The sequence below is a fragment of the Streptomyces sp. NPDC085937 genome, assembly GCF_044540535.1.
In the GTDB taxonomy this organism is placed as follows: Bacteria; Actinomycetota; Actinomycetes; order Streptomycetales; family Streptomycetaceae; genus Streptomyces.
The window spans coordinates 257,966-273,008 of sequence record NZ_JBITSH010000006.1; the positions used below are offsets into that span (position 1 = coordinate 257,966).

Annotated in this window: 14 protein-coding genes and 1 pseudogene; 10 read left to right on the forward strand and 5 right to left on the reverse strand. The window is 73.5% G+C overall.

The window, feature by feature from the left end:
• Window positions 1-51: 51 nt before the first annotated feature.
• The 3 genes from ACIF8S_RS15820 to ACIF8S_RS15830 all read left to right on the forward strand — a co-directional run bounded on the left by ACIF8S_RS15820 (window position 52) and on the right by ACIF8S_RS15830 (window position 2,664).
• A complete protein-coding gene (locus ACIF8S_RS15820; protein ID WP_399999694.1) occupies window positions 52-987 on the forward strand; it encodes a M56 family metallopeptidase in 936 nt (311 codons plus the stop codon).
• A gap of 112 nt (window positions 988-1,099) precedes the next feature.
• Window positions 1,100-1,900 (forward strand): phosphatase PAP2 family protein, encoded by an 801-nt coding sequence (locus tag ACIF8S_RS15825; protein ID WP_399999695.1) that lies wholly within the window; start codon window positions 1,100-1,102, stop codon window positions 1,898-1,900.
• Between the two features lie 86 nt (window positions 1,901-1,986).
• Complete coding sequence (locus ACIF8S_RS15830) at window positions 1,987-2,664, forward strand: TetR/AcrR family transcriptional regulator (RefSeq protein WP_399999696.1); 678 nt, start codon at window positions 1,987-1,989, stop codon at window positions 2,662-2,664.
• Here the strand turns inward: ACIF8S_RS15830 and ACIF8S_RS15835 are convergent.
• Window positions 2,652-4,154 (reverse strand): LVIVD repeat-containing protein, encoded by a 1,503-nt coding sequence (locus tag ACIF8S_RS15835; protein WP_399999697.1) that lies wholly within the window; start codon window positions 4,152-4,154, stop codon window positions 2,652-2,654. The two genes, ACIF8S_RS15830 and ACIF8S_RS15835, sit on opposite strands and share 13 nt — an antisense overlap.
• 208 nt (window positions 4,155-4,362) lie before the next feature.
• Here ACIF8S_RS15835 and ACIF8S_RS15840 point away from each other — a divergent pair, with 208 nt between their 5' ends.
• A complete protein-coding gene (locus ACIF8S_RS15840; RefSeq protein WP_399999698.1) occupies window positions 4,363-5,034 on the forward strand; it encodes a DUF305 domain-containing protein in 672 nt (223 codons plus the stop codon).
• 24 nt (window positions 5,035-5,058) lie between these two features.
• Here ACIF8S_RS15840 and ACIF8S_RS15845 read toward each other — a convergent pair whose 3' ends face one another.
• Complete coding sequence (locus ACIF8S_RS15845) at window positions 5,059-5,523, reverse strand: DUF6214 family protein (protein WP_399999699.1); 465 nt, start codon at window positions 5,521-5,523, stop codon at window positions 5,059-5,061.
• Between the two features lie 200 nt (window positions 5,524-5,723).
• On the opposite strand from ACIF8S_RS15845, the gene ACIF8S_RS15850 reads away from it, so the two are divergent.
• A complete protein-coding gene (locus tag ACIF8S_RS15850) occupies window positions 5,724-7,067 on the forward strand; it encodes an FAD-dependent oxidoreductase (RefSeq protein WP_399999700.1) in 1,344 nt (447 codons plus the stop codon).
• On the opposite strand, the pseudogene ACIF8S_RS15855 reads toward ACIF8S_RS15850, so the two are convergent.
• Both ACIF8S_RS15855 and ACIF8S_RS15860 read right to left on the reverse strand, forming a co-directional pair.
• A pseudogene (locus ACIF8S_RS15855) lies at window positions 7,012-7,546 on the reverse strand (hypothetical protein); the annotation flags it as partial. The gene ACIF8S_RS15850 and the pseudogene ACIF8S_RS15855 sit on opposite strands and share 56 nt — an antisense overlap.
• Window positions 7,547-7,572: 26 nt before the next feature.
• The gene (locus ACIF8S_RS15860; RefSeq protein WP_399999701.1) at window positions 7,573-7,926 is read right to left on the reverse strand and encodes an ArsR/SmtB family transcription factor; all 354 of its coding nucleotides are present in this window, start codon (window positions 7,924-7,926) and stop codon (window positions 7,573-7,575) included.
• Between the two features lie 123 nt (window positions 7,927-8,049).
• Between ACIF8S_RS15860 and ACIF8S_RS15865 the strand changes: the two genes are divergently transcribed.
• Window positions 8,050-9,129, forward strand: a complete 1,080-nt coding sequence (locus ACIF8S_RS15865; RefSeq protein ID WP_399999702.1) for an NADH:flavin oxidoreductase/NADH oxidase — start codon at window positions 8,050-8,052, stop codon at window positions 9,127-9,129.
• Window positions 9,130-9,263: 134 nt separating this feature from the next.
• Here the strand turns inward: ACIF8S_RS15865 and ACIF8S_RS15870 are convergent, their stop codons facing one another.
• A complete protein-coding gene (locus ACIF8S_RS15870) occupies window positions 9,264-10,028 on the reverse strand; it encodes a PaaX family transcriptional regulator C-terminal domain-containing protein (RefSeq protein ID WP_399999703.1) in 765 nt (254 codons plus the stop codon).
• A gap of 182 nt (window positions 10,029-10,210) precedes the next feature.
• Here ACIF8S_RS15870 and ACIF8S_RS15875 point away from each other — a divergent pair, with 182 nt between their 5' ends.
• The 4 genes from ACIF8S_RS15875 to ACIF8S_RS15890 all read left to right on the forward strand — a co-directional run bounded on the left by ACIF8S_RS15875 (window position 10,211) and on the right by ACIF8S_RS15890 (window position 15,022).
• Window positions 10,211-11,899: a DNA alkylation response protein gene (locus tag ACIF8S_RS15875; RefSeq protein WP_399999704.1), complete on the forward strand. Its 1,689-nt coding sequence runs from the start codon at window positions 10,211-10,213 to the stop codon at window positions 11,897-11,899.
• Window positions 11,900-12,175: 276 nt separating this feature from the next.
• Window positions 12,176-13,261: a WD40/YVTN/BNR-like repeat-containing protein gene (locus ACIF8S_RS15880; protein ID WP_399999705.1), complete on the forward strand. Its 1,086-nt coding sequence runs from the start codon at window positions 12,176-12,178 to the stop codon at window positions 13,259-13,261.
• Between the two features lie 73 nt (window positions 13,262-13,334).
• Window positions 13,335-14,012 carry a uracil-DNA glycosylase gene (locus tag ACIF8S_RS15885; RefSeq protein WP_399999706.1) on the forward strand — a complete coding sequence of 226 codons (678 nt, stop codon included), beginning with the start codon at window positions 13,335-13,337 and terminating at the stop codon, window positions 14,010-14,012.
• On the forward strand, window positions 14,009-15,022 hold the full coding sequence (locus ACIF8S_RS15890; protein ID WP_399999707.1) for an N-acetylglucosamine kinase: 1,014 nt from the start codon (window positions 14,009-14,011) through the stop codon (window positions 15,020-15,022). The genes ACIF8S_RS15885 and ACIF8S_RS15890 overlap by 4 nt, the downstream gene beginning before the upstream one ends.
• Window positions 15,023-15,043: the final 21 nt, after the last annotated feature.

A 15,043-nucleotide genomic window follows, 5' to 3' on the forward strand; every position in this document is an offset into this window, starting at 1 on the left:
TCCGACCGCGGGTCCGTATCCACGGGCCGTCCGCGCTTCTAGGCTGCTGTCATGATCCTCCCCGCGGTCCTGCTGATGCTCGGCGCCCTGACCGCTGTCGTGGGTCCCCGGCTGCTCGCGCGGGCCGACTGGCCGGACCGTGAGCCGGTCGTCGCCCTCTGGGCCTGGCAGTGCGTGATCGCGGCGGTGCTGCTGTGCTGCGCCCTGTCGATGACGTTCAGCGCGGCGGCCGCCTGGCGGGCGGTGGGCGGCCATGTCTTCACCGGGGCGCCCGGCGCGGTGGTGGAGGCCTACACACTCGGTACGGCGGGCGTCTGGGCGCATGTCACGGCGGTGGCGCTGGCGTGCGGCGGGCTGTGGAGCGCGGTGATGCTGGTGCGGGAGATCGCGCGGGCCCGGACCCGGCGCCGGGCGCGCCGCGTCGAGCTGCTGCGGCGGGCGCCACTGCTGCCCGGCGAGGAGACGGCGTCAGACCGGCTGGTGGTGCTGGAGGGCGACCGGTCCGACGCCTGGTGCCTGCCCGGCACCCCGCCCCAACTGGTCGTCACCACCGCGGCGTTGCGGCGGCTGAAGGGGCGCCAGCTGGACGCCGTGCTGGCACACGAGCGCGGTCACGCGCAGGCCCGGCACGACTGGCTGCTGCACTGCTCGTCGGCGCTGGCGGAGGGTTTCCCGCAGGTGCCGGTGTTCTCCGCGTTCCGCGACGAGATGCACCGGCTGGTCGAGCTCGCCGCCGACGACACGGCGTCCCGCCGCTTCGGCCGGCTGACCACCGCCCTCGCCCTGGTCGAACTCAACGAGGACCGCGGGGTGTTCGGCCCCGGACCGGCGTCGCGCGCCGACGTCCCGGCGCGGGTGCACCGGCTGCTCGCCCCGCGGGAGAGGCTCACCGCGGGACGGCGGCTGCGGCTGACGGCGGTCGCGTCGCTGGTGCCGGTGGTTCCCCTCCTCGTGGCGTTCCTGCCGGGATTGCGGGCACTGGGGTAGGCGACGGCCCCGACGCGGCCGGACCGTCCCGGGACCGGGCCGGTCCGCGCCCCCAGTGGACCGGGCGTGCCGGGTCCTGGCCCGGACGCCTACGGTCGGCGAGGATCACCCCATGCGCAACCCCCACGCCCCCGCACCGCCTCGGCCCGCCCGGCGCCGCACGACGGCCCGCTCCTTGGCCGCTCCCGCCGCGGTGCTGATCGTCGCGTCGGCCCTCCTGCTGGCGCTGGTCGCCGCCGAGTGGCGCCCTCTGCTGAACCTGGACGGTGACATCTCCCGGACCACCCACCGCTGGGCGGTCACGGAAGGGGGCCTGACCCGGGCGGCGCGGGTGCTGACGGACTGGGTGTGGGACCCCTGGACGATGCGTCTGCTGTGCGGGGTGGCCGTGGTCTGGCTGATTACACGTCACGCGGCCCGGTGGACGGCGTTGTGGCTGGTCCTGGTGGTGGCCGTCGGCACGGCGCTGCAACAGGGACTGAAGGCCGCGGTGGACCGGGAGCGCCCGGTCTGGTCCGATCCGGTCGACACCGCGCACTACGCCGCCTTCCCCTCGGGTCACGCGATGACCGCGACGGTGGTGCTGGGTCTGCTGCTGTGGGTGCTGCGCCGTCAGGGGGCGGGTCCGGCACTGTGGCGGACGGCGCTGGCCGTGGCGGTCGTCTCGGTGATCGGGGTCGGTCTCACCCGCGTCTGGCTCGGCGTGCACTGGCCGTCGGACGTGCTCGGCGGCTGGCTGCTCGGCGCTCTGGTGGTCGTCGCGGCGGTCGCGGTGCACCGGCGGCTGCGGCCCGTGGCCGACGAGGACCCGCAGGTCCGGACCAGCGGCTCGGGCTCGCCGGCCCCCTCACGGAACCGTCCGCCTCACCCCGAACCGTTCACCTCGGACGATCCCCCGTGTCGCCCGAGGTGAACGGCAGCCGGAAGTGGGCCCGCCAAGGGCCCGTCCGGGTGCGCTGAGTATAGTTGGCTGGCAGCCAGTCAACGCAGGAGTCCAGCATGTCCCCGCGCAGCGCCCTGGTCAATGAAGAGTTGCGTCGGCGTTCCAAGGAGCGGCTGCTGCACGCGGCCGTCGAGCTGGTCGACGAGCGCGGCTACGAGGCGACCACACTGGCCGACATCGCCGACCGGGCGGGCTCCGCGCGGGGCCTGGTGTCGTACTACTTCCCGGGGAAGCGGCAGCTCGTGCAGTCCGCGGTGCACCGGCTGATGCACCGCACCCTGGAGGAGGGGCTGGAGCGCGAGCCGCGCACGGAGGACGGCCGGGAGCGGATGGCGCGGGCCGTCGACGCGATCCTGGGCCTGGCGCGCGAGCGCCCGGTGCTGATGCGCTGGCACATGGCGGGGCTGCTGCAGGCCGAGGGTTTCCTGCCCTGTCCCGAGCAGCGGCGGCTGGCGGAGCTGCTCAGCGACACCGTGGCACGGCACGGTTCGAAGGACGTCGGAGCCGACTACCCCATGCTGCGGGCGCTGTTGATGGGCGCCGTGTACGCGGCCGTGATGCCGGGGGCGCCGATGCCCGTGCCGGTGCTGCGTGCCGAACTGTTCAAGCGTTACCGGCTGGACTGGGAGATGGGTGTCCCGCCGGACCCCGAGGGGACCGGCGGGACGAGGGAGAAGGACCGGACGGACATGGCCCGGTTCTTCGCGACGGAGCCGGGAACTCAGTCGAAGTAGTCCGGCTGCGTCTGCACGTTGAGCTCGTCCATGTGGACCTTGCGGGCCGCGTCCGTGCGCTTGTCGTCGATCTTCAGGACGTCGAAGCCCTTGGCCATGTCGTTGGAGTAGATGTAGCCGTTGTAGTAGTACGCCGACCACGAACCGCCGGTGACCAGCTGGTCGGTGGAGAGCGGTCCGCGCTCGAAGTAGGCGATCTCCTGCGGCTTCTTGGAGTTGGTGAAGTCCCAGACCGAGATGCCGCCCTGGTACCAGGCCTGGACCATCAGGTCACGGCCGCGGACGGGGATCAGCGAGCCGTTGTGGGCCACGCAGTTCTCGGTGTCCGCCTGGTGGCGGGGGATCTTGAAGTAGCTGCGGAAGACCAGCTTGCTGCGGTCGCCCTTGCCGACGATGTCGTAGATGCCGTCGGCGCCGCGGTTGGGGCCGATCTCCGCGTTGCAGGTGGCCGCGCCGCCGCCGCCCAGCTCGTCGGTGAAGACGACCTTGTTGGCCTTCTGGTTGAACGTCGCCGAGTGCCAGAACGCGAAGTTCACGTTGTCCTGGACGCGGTCGATCACCCGCGGACGCTCGGGGTTCTTGATGGAGAACAGGATGCCGTCGCCCATGCAGGCGCCGGCGGCCAGGTCCTTCGAGGGCAGCACGGTGATGTCGTGGCAGCCGGTGGTCTTGGAGACGCCCGGGTTGGTGGGCGCGCCCGGGTTGCCGCCGCCGTCCGGGCCCTCACCCGGGAACAGCACGGGGAATCCGACCAGGGCGGCCTTGTGCGGGGCCTTGCGCGGCACCTTGATCACGGAGATGCCGTCGTGCGGCGGTTGGCAGTCCGGGTAGGCGGCGTTGGGCGAGTAGGAGGAGACGTAGACGTATACGTTCTTGCGGTCTGGCACCAGCGTGTGGGTGTGCGAGCCGCAGGCGGTCTCGACGGCGGCGACGTAGCGCGGGTTGCGCTTGTCGCTGATGTCGAAGACCTTCATGCCCTCCCAGGAGGACTTCTCGGTGGCGGGCTGCGTGGTGCTGTTGCAGCTGCTGTCGCTGCGCGAGGAGTCCGTCGACAGGAACAGCAGGTTGCCGGAGACGGAGATGTCGTTCTGCGATCCGGGGCACAGCACCTGGGCGACCGTCTTGGGTGCCTTGGGGTTGCTGATGTCGAAGATGCGGAAGCCGTCGTAGTTGCCGGCGAAGGCGTACTTCCCCTGGAAGGCGAGGTCCGAGTTGGTGCCGGACAGCACGTCCTTGGGGATGTTGGCCACGTGCTTGATGTTGGCGGAGTGGACGATCTCGTCCTGGCCGGGTATCTCACCGCTCTTGATGGCGGCGCGGGCCTCGGCCTGGTCGCTGCGGGACACTTCCTTCGCGGCGGCGGGCGAGTCCCCCGGGTCCGGGATCGCCGCGGCGGGCGCGGCGGTGAGCAGCGCGGCCAGCAGGCCGCCCGCTGCCGCGGCAACTCCCAGCCGTCTCCGCCGGGTGCGGGAAACGCTCAACAGGATCACTGTTTTCCTCCCTGGTTCCGTTCACGTTGGAACGGTGTGGCACCGGCAGTATCGTCTTCGACATGCACATACCAACAGGGGCTCCACAGCATCGCAACAAAGTTTTTTGATCGAAGTTGCGCGGAAGCGTGCTAGGACGGTCACCGACACTCACGAGGTGTTCGCACCACCGCCGAGCGGGAATACCGCCAAGCCACAGGAGGTCCATGTGCACCACCGCCGCCGCGTGCCGCGCCTGTCCGTCGTCACCGCCGGGCTGACCGCGCTGGCCGTCCTCGGGCTCGTAGGCTGCGACTCCGACCCCGACTCGGACGGCGCCAAGTCGGCCCCCGCGACCGGACCTTCGGTGATCGCGCCCGGCGCGCCCGGCGAGCAGAACCGGACCCTGTCTGCCGAGGAGGCCCAGCGGCAGCGCACCGAGGACGACTCCCCCAACTCCGCGGACGTGTCCTATGCGCGGATGATGATCCAGCACCACGCGCAGGCGCTGGACATGACCGAACTCGCGCCCGGGCGCGCCGAGTCGGTGAAGGTCGTCAAGCTGGCCGAGCGGATCGCCGCGGCGCAGAAGCCGGAGATCGGTGCGATGCGGGGCTGGCTGCGCACCCACGGCAAGCCGGAGCGGGAGTCGGGGCACGGGCACGACCACGCGACGATGCCCGGGATGGCCACCGAGGCGCAGTTGAAGCAGTTGCGCGCGGCCGAGGGCAAGGCCTTCGACCAGTTGTTCCTCACGCTGATGATCACGCACCACCAGGGCGCGATCACCATGGCCACGGACGTGAAGGGCCAGGGGAACAACATCCGGATCGAGGAGATGGCGGACGACGTGGTCGCGCAGCAGACCAGCGAGATCAACCGGATGCGCGACCTGCTGTGACGCCCCGCCCGGAGGACGGGCCGCTCAGCGGCGGGCGTGGCGCGGGGAGAGCAGACCCGCGTCGCGCGTCCGCCCGATGAGCCGCAGTGCCCCGCGCCGGCTGTACCCGGTCCGGTCCATCACCGCGAGGACCGGATCGGCGCCGCGTTCCTGCGCCGCGCGGTAGGTCCGGGCCACCAGCGGCCACTGCGCCCGCCCGCCGGACGGGCCGGAGCCGTCCCGGTGCGCACCGCCGGCGTCCTCCCCGCGGTCCGGTTCCGGCTCGGCGCCGCACGCCTCGGCCAGCGGTCCCTCGATCCAGTCGGCGAACACGGCCAGGTCCTCCAGGGCGAGCGCCGGGCGGGCCTGGACGTCCTCCACACAGACCCACCCCCCGCACACCGTCGCCAGCGCCTCGATCGTGGCGCCGTCACGGAAGGCCACCCGCACATGGAGCCACCGGGTGGCCCGCTCGCCCTCCCGCACCTCCCACGCGGGCCACACGGACACCGCACCCTCCGCCGGAGAGCGATCGGAAAGTTGAAGAAAAGATGCCTCGAGCACACAGGCAACGTAACCGCGTGATCAGTTTCCCTCCGTAGGAACACGCACCCCGGACGGCCGACGGCACCCTGTCAGCGGAGTGCGGACGGTGCCATGCTGGAGGCATCGGCGATCTCCTGTCGATCCCCCGGGGTGAGGAGTTCCGCGTGCTGCGTGTCGCCGTCGTCGGGTCCGGGCCCAGCGGGTGCTACACCGCGCAGAGCCTCGTCCAGCTCGATCCCCGGGTACGCGTCGACGTCCTGGACCGTCTGCCGTGCCCCTACGGTCTGGTCCGCTACGGCGTGGCACCGGACCACGAGAAGATCAAGTCGCTGCAGAACAACCTGCGCGCGGTGCTGGAGCACGAGCGTGTGCGCTTCCTGGGCGCGGTCCGGGTCGGCCCGGACGGGGTGCCGCCCGCCCGGCTGCGGGAGCTGTACCACGCGGTGGTGTACTGCGTGGGGGCCGCCACGGACCGGCGGCTGGGCATCCCGGGCGAGGAGCTGCCGGGCAGCTGGTCGGCGACCGAGTTCGTGTCCTGGTACAGCGCGCACCCGGACGCCGCCGACCTGGGGTTCCTGCGCGGGGTGCGGTCGGCCGTGGTCGTCGGCGTGGGGAACGTCGCCGTGGACGTCACCCGCATGCTGGCGCGCGGGGCGGGTGAGCTGAGCCCGACCGACATGCCGCACGGGGCGCTGACCGCGCTGGCGGCGAGCGAGGTGACGGAGATCCACATGGTGGGCCGGCGGGGTCCGTCGCAGGCCCGCTTCACCACCAAGGAGCTGCGCGAACTGGGGACGCTGCCGGACACGGGGGTCGAGGTCGACGCGGCCGAGGCGGCGCTGGACCCCGGGTTCACCGACCCCGCCGGGCTGCCCCCGGCCGGCCGCCGCAACGTCGAGGTGCTGCGCGGCTGGACCGGTCCGGCGCGCTCCGGCGTCCGGCGCCTGATCCGGCTGCGCTTCTTCCTCCGCCCGGTCGAAGTGCTCGCCCGGGACGGCGCGGTGGGCGCCGTGCGCTTCGAACGGACCGCGCCGGACGGACGGGGCGGGGTCACGGGGACGGGCCGCTTCGAGGTGATCGAGGGCCGGCTGGTGCTGCGGTCGGTCGGCTACCGGGGCGTACCGCTGGAGGGGCTGCCGTTCGACGCCGCGACGGGCACGGTGCCGCATCTCGCGGGGCGGGTGCTGCGCGGGGGTGCGGTCGCGCCGGGCGAGTACGTGGCGGGCTGGATCAAGCGGGGTCCGACCGGTGTCATCGGCACCAACCGCTCGTGTGCCAAGGAGACGGTGACGTCCCTGCTGGCGGACGCACCGGCGCTCACCCGGCGGGATCTGCCCGGCGACCCGCTGACGGCCCTGCGGGCGCAGGGCGTCGACCCGGTGCCGTGGCGGGGCTGGCAGGCCATCGAGCGCGCCGAGGCACGCCTGGGCGCCTCCCTGGGGCGGGGTGTCGTCAAACTCCCCGACTGGGAGGCGCTGCTGACCGCGGCCCGGGAGGAGGGCGGGTAGTCCGGGCTCCGGCCGGGACGTCACGTACGGGGTCGACCGGCGTCAGCACGCCGGGGCGGTCCTCGATCTCCTGGGCGGCGGCCAGGCACAGGTCCGTCCCCGGAACGCACGCCCCCCGACCCGCACCCCGCACGGCAGTCCGTCGCGCGTTCCCGTCGGTACGGCCACGGCGGGCACGCCCCCGAAGCTGGTCACCGTGCACAGCCGCATCCCACCGGCGAACGGCTCGCGCCCCGCCGGCGACCGGCTCGCGTCCCGCCGCGTCGCGTGACTCCAGCCACGGTTCGACGGGCGGCTCGGTGGACACCGGCCGGAGCGGCAGCGGGTAGGCGTCCAGGAACTCCCGCCCGGGAGCGGCGGATGCCGAGCCAGGTCCCCGTCAGCCGCGTGAGCCCGGCCGCGTCCGTGGGCGGCGTCCTTTCCATGGCCGTCGCGACGTAGCGGTCACCGCCCTCACCGAGCAGCCGGCACACCGCCGGCCCTCTGACCGCGCGGGGGCGGCGCGTCAGGACTGGGCGTCCCGCGTCGCCTGCCGGCGCGCCGCGACGAGGAGGGCGTCGAGAAGGCCGGGGAACAGGGCGTCCAAATCCTCCCGGCGCAGGCCGTTCATCTTGGCGGTGCCTTCGTACACCTGCTGGATCACACCGCTCTCGCGCAGCACGCGGAAGTGGTGCGTGGTGGTGGACTTGGTGACCGGGAGGTCGAAGTAGGAGCAGGACAACGCGGCCTCGGCGCCCGCGAGTTCGCGGACGATGCGCATCCGGACAGGGTCGGACAGCGCGTGCAGCACGGACTCCAGGCGGACCTCGTCCCGCGCGGGGTGGGGCAGGACGCGGCGGCTGGGAAGGTCGGTCGTCACGGCGGCTCCATGGTGCCTTGGGAGCCCTCATTGTACGAGAACCTTCGTAGTTTGACATCCGCCGTACTACGACGGCTATCGTACGAGTCGCACACCCGCCGTCTCCGCCGAATGGAGCTCATCGTGAGCACGCTCTTCGAGCCGTACACCCTGCGCGCCCTGACGATCCCCAACCGTGTGTGGATGGCCCCGATGTGCCAGTACTCCGCGGCGCCGGACGGCCCGGAGGCCGGCGCCCCGAACGACTGGCACTTCGCGCACTACGCCGCCCGCGCCACCGGCGGTGCGGGTCTGATCGTCGCCGAGGCCACGGCGGTGTCGCCCGAGGGCCGCATCTCGCCGTACGACCTGGGCATCTGGAACGACACCCAGGTCGAGGCGTTCCGCCGGATCACCCGCTTCCTCGCCGCGCACGGCACCGTGCCGGCCATCCAGCTCGCGCACGCCGGACGCAAGGCCGCGACCGACCGGCCCTGGAAGGGCGGGGCTCCGCTCGGACCGGACGACCACGCCTGGCAGCCGGTCGCACCCAGCGCGGTTCCCTTCAGCGAGCGCCACCAGGTGCCGGACGAGTTGAGCACGGAGCAGATCAGGGAGATCGTCGGCCAGTTCCGCGCCGCCGCCCGCAGGGCGCTCGCGGCAGGTTTCGAGATCGCCGAGATCCACGGCGCCCACGGCTACCTGATCAACGAGTTCCTCTCCCCGCACTCCAACCACCGCACCGACGCCTACGGCGGTTCGTACGAGAACCGGACGCGGTTCGCGTTCGAGGTGGTGGACGCCGTGCGCGAGGAGTGGCCGGACGACAAGCCGCTGTTCTTCCGCGTCTCCGCCACGGACTGGCTGGAGGCGGACGGCTGGACCCCGGACGACACCGTCCGTCTCGCCGCCGACCTGCACGCCCGCGGCATCGACCTGCTCGACGTCTCCACCGGCGGCAACGCCACCGGCGTCCGCATCCCGACCGGACCCGGCTACCAGGTGCCGTTCGCCGCGCGGGTGCGCCAGGAGACCCCCATGCCCGTCGCCGCCGTGGGGCTGATCACGGACCCCGAGCAGGCGGAGAAGATTCTCGCCAACGGCGAGGCCGACGCGGTGCTGCTCGGCCGTGAGCTGCTGCGCAACCCGTCCTGGGCCCGGCAGGCCGCCCGCGATCTGGACGGGCGGGTCCGCGTGCCGGACCAGTACCACCTCTCCGTCTGACCTGCTCACCGCCCACACCGTCACGCCGGCGGCCCGGACACCCGCGAGGGACGTCCGAGCCGCCGGCGTCCGTCGGGGGCGTCTCCGGCGGCGTCCCTACGGCTGTCGGCCGCCATACGTCCGACCGCGTGCGGTCAGGCCCCGCCCACCAGCGAACGCACCTCGCCCTCCAGCTCCCGCCGGTAGTCCGCGTACACCGCCCGCAGCTCGTCGCCGGGCCAGTCCGGGGGCAGCAGGGGCGCGGGCAGCACGGGGTCGGCGAGGAGATGGCGCACCACGGCCGCGAACAGGGTCAGCCGCTCGGCCGGACGCCCGGTGCGCCCGACGTGCCCGAGCAGCGCACGCGCCGCGTCCGACCAGGCGTCCAGGGGCCAGAGGAGTGCGGCGAGTTCGGCGGCGGGCCGCGCGGGGCGGGTGGTGCCGCGTTCGGCCACCTCGTCCAGTCCGGCGGGGAGCGGGCGGTCGAGGTTGGCGGGGCGCAGCCATACCCCCTCGCGCAGCTCGGCGAGGCGCAGACCGGTCAGAGTGGTGCGCAGGTCCGCCCGTTCGGCGGGGCCGCGCCCGGTCGCGGTGATGACCACCAGCTCCCAGTCCCCCTCCCACGCGCGCGTACGCGGCCGTACGGACTCGTCCTGGCGGCGCTGGCGCTCCAGCAGCCGGTCGCTCAGGCGGTAGCCGATGTCGGTGCGCCGCAGGTCTCCGGCGGCCACCATCCGGCTGAGCGCCGCCCGCAGCGTCGAACCGCCGACGTCGAAGCCCTCCACCAGCCGTCCGAGCTCGCGCGCCGGGAGCTCCGGCGGGTGCGTACCCAGCAGCAGACTGAGGATCACCGACCGCGCGGAGAGCGGGCGCGGCGGCGCTTCCCCCGGTGCCGGCTCCGCCGCGTTCCCGCTTCCCATGGAGCCGTACTTTAGGCCCCCGGCCATGCCCGGGTTCCGTCAGGCGGGTCCCCACCCCCCTCGGCCGGGACGGCGCGATGGAGGCGCTGATCGACCGGCACGGCTCAGGGACGTGCGCGGGCACTGATGTATGGGTGTGTTGCACTATTGATGCGTTCGCAGAAATAGTGCAACACTCAGTCATGACCCTCACACGCGCGGACGAGCCGCAGCAGGCCCCCTTCGGACTCGACGTCCCCGGCGGGGCCACGCACGACGTCACCAACCAGCCCCCTCCCCCGGCCCCCTACGACGCGTCCGACGACGCCGCCCTGCTGGAGGGACTGCGCCGGGAGGGGGCCGGCTGGGCGGAGGAGGACCTGCGCCGGCTCGGACGGCTCGCGGGCAGCGAGGAGGCGCAGGAGTGGGCCGACCAGGCCAACCGTCACGAGCCCGAGCTGCGCACGCACGACCGGTACGGGCACCGCGTCGACGAGGTCGACTTCCACCCCAGCTGGCACCACCTGATGCGCACGGCCGTCACCGAGGGACTGGCCGGCTCCCCCTGGGCGGACGACCGCCCCGGCGCGCACGTGGCCCGCACGGCGGGCGGACTGGTGTGGGGCCACACCGACGCGGGACACGGCTGCCCCACGTCCATGACGTACGCGGCCGTCCCCGCCCTGCGCCGGCAGCCCGAGCTGGCGAAGATCTACGAGCCGCTGCTGACGAGCCGTGAGTACGACCCGGGGCTGCGCGTGCCGGCCGAGAAGCGCGGACTGCTGGCCGGCATGGGGATGACCGAGAAGCAGGGCGGCTCCGACGTCCGGACCAACAGCACGGTCGCCACGCCGACCACCGAGCCCGGCGTCTACACCCTGCGCGGCCACAAGTGGTTCACCTCGGCGCCGATGTGCGACGTCTTCCTGGTGCTGGCCCAGGCCCCGGAAGGGCTGTCCTGCTTCCTGGTGCCCCGGGTGCTGCCCGACGGCACCCGTAACACCTTCCGCATCCAGCGCCTCAAGGAGAAGCTGGGCAACCGCTCCAACGCTTCCTCCGAGCCCGAGTTCGACGGCACCGTCGCCTGGCTGGTCGGGCCCGAGGGCCAGGGCGTGAAGACCATCATCGAGATGGTCAACTGCACCCGGCTGGACTGCGTGATGATGTCGGCCGCCCTGATGCGCAAGACGCTCGTCGAGGCGGGCCACCACGCGCGGCACCGCTCCGCCTTCGGTGCGCGCCTGCTGGACCAGCCGCTGATGCGCAACGTGCTGGCCGATCTCGCGCTGGAGTCCGAGGCCGCCACCACCCTCACCCTGCGGCTGGCCGGTGCGGCGGACCGCGCGGTGCGCGGGGACGAGAAGGAGGCCGCGTTCCGGCGGATAGCGACGGCCGTCGGCAAGTACTGGGTCACCAAGCGCGGCCCGGCCTTCACCGCCGAGGCGTTGGAGTGCCTCGGCGGCAACGGCTACGTCGAGGAGTCGGGCATGCCCCGGCACTACCGCGAGGCCCCGCTGCTGTCGATCTGGGAGGGCTCGGGCAACGTCAACGCCCTCGACGTGCTGCGGGCGGTCGGCCGCGACCCGGCGACCGCGCAGGCGCTGTTCGACGAACTGGCTCTCACCCATGGCTCGGACGCCCGGCTGGACGCGGCCGTGGCCGGTCTGAAGGACCAGCTGGCCGAGGGATCGCAGGGGACGGCCCGGCGGCTGGTGGAGCGGATGGCCCTGACCCTGCAGGCGTCCCTGCTGGTGCGGCAGGCGCCGGCCGCGGTGGCCGACGCCTTCTGCGCCACCCGGCTCGGCGGCGACTGGGGGCACGCCTTCGGGACGCTGCCGGCGGGGTCCGGTCTGGACGCGATCGTGGAGCGGGCGCTGCCGGGGCAGGGGTGAGCCGGGGTCGGGGCACGGATGGGGGGGCACGGACGGGGGGCACGAATGGGGGGCACGGATGGGCCGGCGGCGGGGCTGAACCTCGGTCCGGACGGGGCTGGGCGGGATCGGGTCCGGTCGCCGTGCGGGCGGGTCGTCGCGCCTTCGGCGTTCGGCCGCCTCACCGCTGTGACCTGCGGTGAGGGCCCGTCCGGGGGTCACTGTCAGTGGTGGGGTGCACACTGACCGGTGTCCTGATCTGACGACGTCGAAGGCGACGTCACGGAGGTGATCGGCATGACCGAGGTACTGCTCGCCGTGGGCACCCGCAAGGGCCTGTTCATCGGGCGCCGGCGAGGCGGCTCCTGGGAGTTCGACGAGTCCCCCTACTTCAACGCGCAGGCCGTGTACTCGGTCGCGATCGACACGCGGGGGCCGAACCCCCGGCTGCTCGTGGGCGGGGACAGCGCGCACTGGGGACCGTCGGTGTTCCACTCGGACGACCTGGGCCGCAGCTGGACCGAGCCGGCCCGCCCCGCCGTCAAGTTCCCACCGGACACGGGCGCTTCGCTGGAGCGGGTCTGGCAGCTGCACCCGGCCGCGGCCGAGCCCGGCGTGGTGTACGCGGGGACGGAACCGGCCGCGCTGTACCGCTCGGAGGACCGCGGAGAGTCCTTCGAACTGGTCCGGCCGCTGTGGGAGCACCCCACCCGCTCCAAGTGGGTGCCGGGCGGCGGCGGTGAGGGCCTGCACACGGTGCTGACCGACGCCCGTGACCCGCGGGCGGTGACGGTCGCGGTCTCCACGGCGGGCGTGTTCCGCACCCAGGACGGCGGCGCGAGCTGGAGCCCGTCCAACTCGGGGGTGTCCGCGGTGTTCCTGCCGGACCCGAACCCGGAGTTCGGGCAGTGCGTGCACAAGGTCGCCCGGGACGCGGCGGACCCGGACCGGCTGTACCTGCAGAACCACTGGGGGGTCTACCGCAGCGACGACGCGGGCGGGAAGTGGACGGACATCGGCGAGGGACTGCCGTCGACCTTCGGGTTCGCCATGGTGGCCCACCCACGTCACGGAGGCACCGCCTACGTGTTCCCCATCAACGCCGACGCCGACCGGGTGCCGGCCGGCCGGCGATGTCGCGTCTACCGTACGGCGGACGCCGGGGGCAGCTGGGAGCCGCTGTCGGCGGGACTGCCGCAGGAGGACCACTACGGCACGGTGCTGCGCGACGCGATGTGCAGCGACGACGCCGACCCGGCGGGCGTCTACTTCGGCAACCGCAACGGCGAGGTGTTCGCGTCCGCCGACGACGGGGACAGCTGGCGCCAGTTGGCCTCCCACCTGCCGGACGTGCTGTGCGTGCGGGCCGCGGTCGTCGGGTGAGGTACGTGCGGATCCCGCCGGGTCCGGGCCACGGGTTGATCTCCGCCGACGTCACGGCAGTAGGGTGACGCCCGTGGCACCACGACCCTTGAACGAGATCGTCGAAGCGGGCTGGGCGCAGGCCCTCGAACCGGTGGCGGGACGAATCGCCGCGATGGGGGACTTCCTCCGCACGGAGATCGCAGCGGGACGCACCTACCTCCCTGCGGGGGCGAACGTCCTGCGGGCCTTCCAGCAGTCCTTCGACGAGGTACGCGTCCTGATCGTCGGGCAGGACCCGTACCCCACCCCGGGGCACGCGGTGGGCCTGAGCTTCTCCGTCGCGCCCGACGTACGCCCCCTGCCCGGCAGCCTGATCAACATCTTCCGCGAGCTGAACAGCGACCTGGGCCTGCCCCAGCCGTCGAACGGTGACCTCACCCCGTGGACCGAGCAGGGCGTGCTGCTGCTCAACAGGGCGCTGACGACGGCCCCGCGCAAGCCCGGCGCCCACCGCGGCAAGGGCTGGGAGGAGGTCACCGAGCAGGCGATACGCGCGCTGGCGGCACGGGGCAAGCCCCTGATCTCCATCCTGTGGGGGCGTGACGCCCGCAACTGCCGCCCGCTGCTGGGTGATCTGCCCGCCGTGGAGTCGGCGCACCCGTCGCCGATGTCCGCGGACCGCGGGTTCTTCGGCTCACGCCCCTTCAGCCGGGCCAACGACCTGTTGATCCGTCAGGGCGGGCAGCCGGTGGACTGGCGCCTGCCGTGACCGAGGCGGGGTACCTCGCCGTCGACTCCGGCGGCTCGGGCCTGCGGGCCGTCGTCGGGGTGCGCGGGCGCGGTCCGCTGGGCCGGGCGTCCTCGGACGTGCCGGTGCGCACCGGTGACCGGGGGCTGGACCCCGGTCACTTCATGGAGCAACTGCTGCCGATGGCGCGGGCGTTGTGCGCCGAGGCGGGGCTGGAGCGGCTGGACACGGCCGCGATCGGCGCGGCGGGGATGGCCAGCCTGGGTGACGCGCTGCGCGCGGAGTTGCCGGGCGGGCTGGCCCGCGACCTGGGCGTGCGCCGCGTGGCGTTGGCCGCCGACGCGGTGACGGCGTACGTGGGTGCGCTCGGGGCCCGGCCCGGCGCGGTGATCGCGGCGGGTACGGGCCTGATCGCGGTCGGCACCGATCTGGCCGGCTGGCGCCGGGCGGACGGCTGGGGCCATCTGCTCGGCGACTGCGGCGGCGGTGCGTGGATCGGGCGGGCGGGTCTGGAGGCCGCACTGCGTGCGCACGACGGACGGGACGGGGGCTCCGCGCGGCTGCTGGCGGCCGCCGAGGAGCTGTTCGGGCCGGTCACCGGGCTGCCCGGCCAGGTGTATCCGCGGGACGACCGGGCGGCCGTGCTCGCCTCGTTCGCCCCGCGCGTGGGCGCGTGCGCGGTGGACGGGGACCCGGTGGCCGTGGACGTCCTGCGCGAGGCGGCCCGTCACATGGCCGATTCCGCCGCGGCGGTGTGTCCCGGTCCCGCGGAGGGCGAGCGTGTGGTCGGGTGCACCGGCGGTCTGTTCGGGCTGGGTGCCGCGCTTTCGGGGCCCCTGGACGAGCGGTTGGCGGAGCGGCTGCCCGGGGTGCGCCGGGTCGACGCGGAGGGGGATCCGCTGCACGGCGCGGTGCGGATCGCCGAGGACCTCGCAGCAGGTCACCTGACTCTTCCGCGTGACGAGAAGATGCTGTGTGTGACCGGCGCGGGAGTCGAGGAGATGGCCCGCACAGCCGGCACCCGTACGTAACTCATCCGACAAAACCGGACG

Bases quoted from the DNA above. Each gene is read 5' to 3' on its own strand.
- ACIF8S_RS15825 (WP_399999695.1), top strand. From the start codon at position 1,100: ATGCGCAACCCCCACGCCCCCGCACCGCCTCGGCCCGCCCGGCGCCGC.
- ACIF8S_RS15875 (WP_399999704.1), top strand. From the start codon at position 10,211: ATGACCCTCACACGCGCGGACGAGCCGCAGCAGGCCCCCTTCGGACTC.
- ACIF8S_RS15870 (WP_399999703.1), bottom strand. From the start codon at position 10,028: ATGGGAAGCGGGAACGCGGCGGAGCCGGCACCGGGGGAAGCGCCGCCG.
- ACIF8S_RS15820 (WP_399999694.1), top strand. From the start codon at position 52: ATGATCCTCCCCGCGGTCCTGCTGATGCTCGGCGCCCTGACCGCTGTC.
- ACIF8S_RS15880 (WP_399999705.1), top strand. From the start codon at position 12,176: ATGACCGAGGTACTGCTCGCCGTGGGCACCCGCAAGGGCCTGTTCATC.
- ACIF8S_RS15830 (WP_399999696.1), top strand. From the start codon at position 1,987: ATGTCCCCGCGCAGCGCCCTGGTCAATGAAGAGTTGCGTCGGCGTTCC.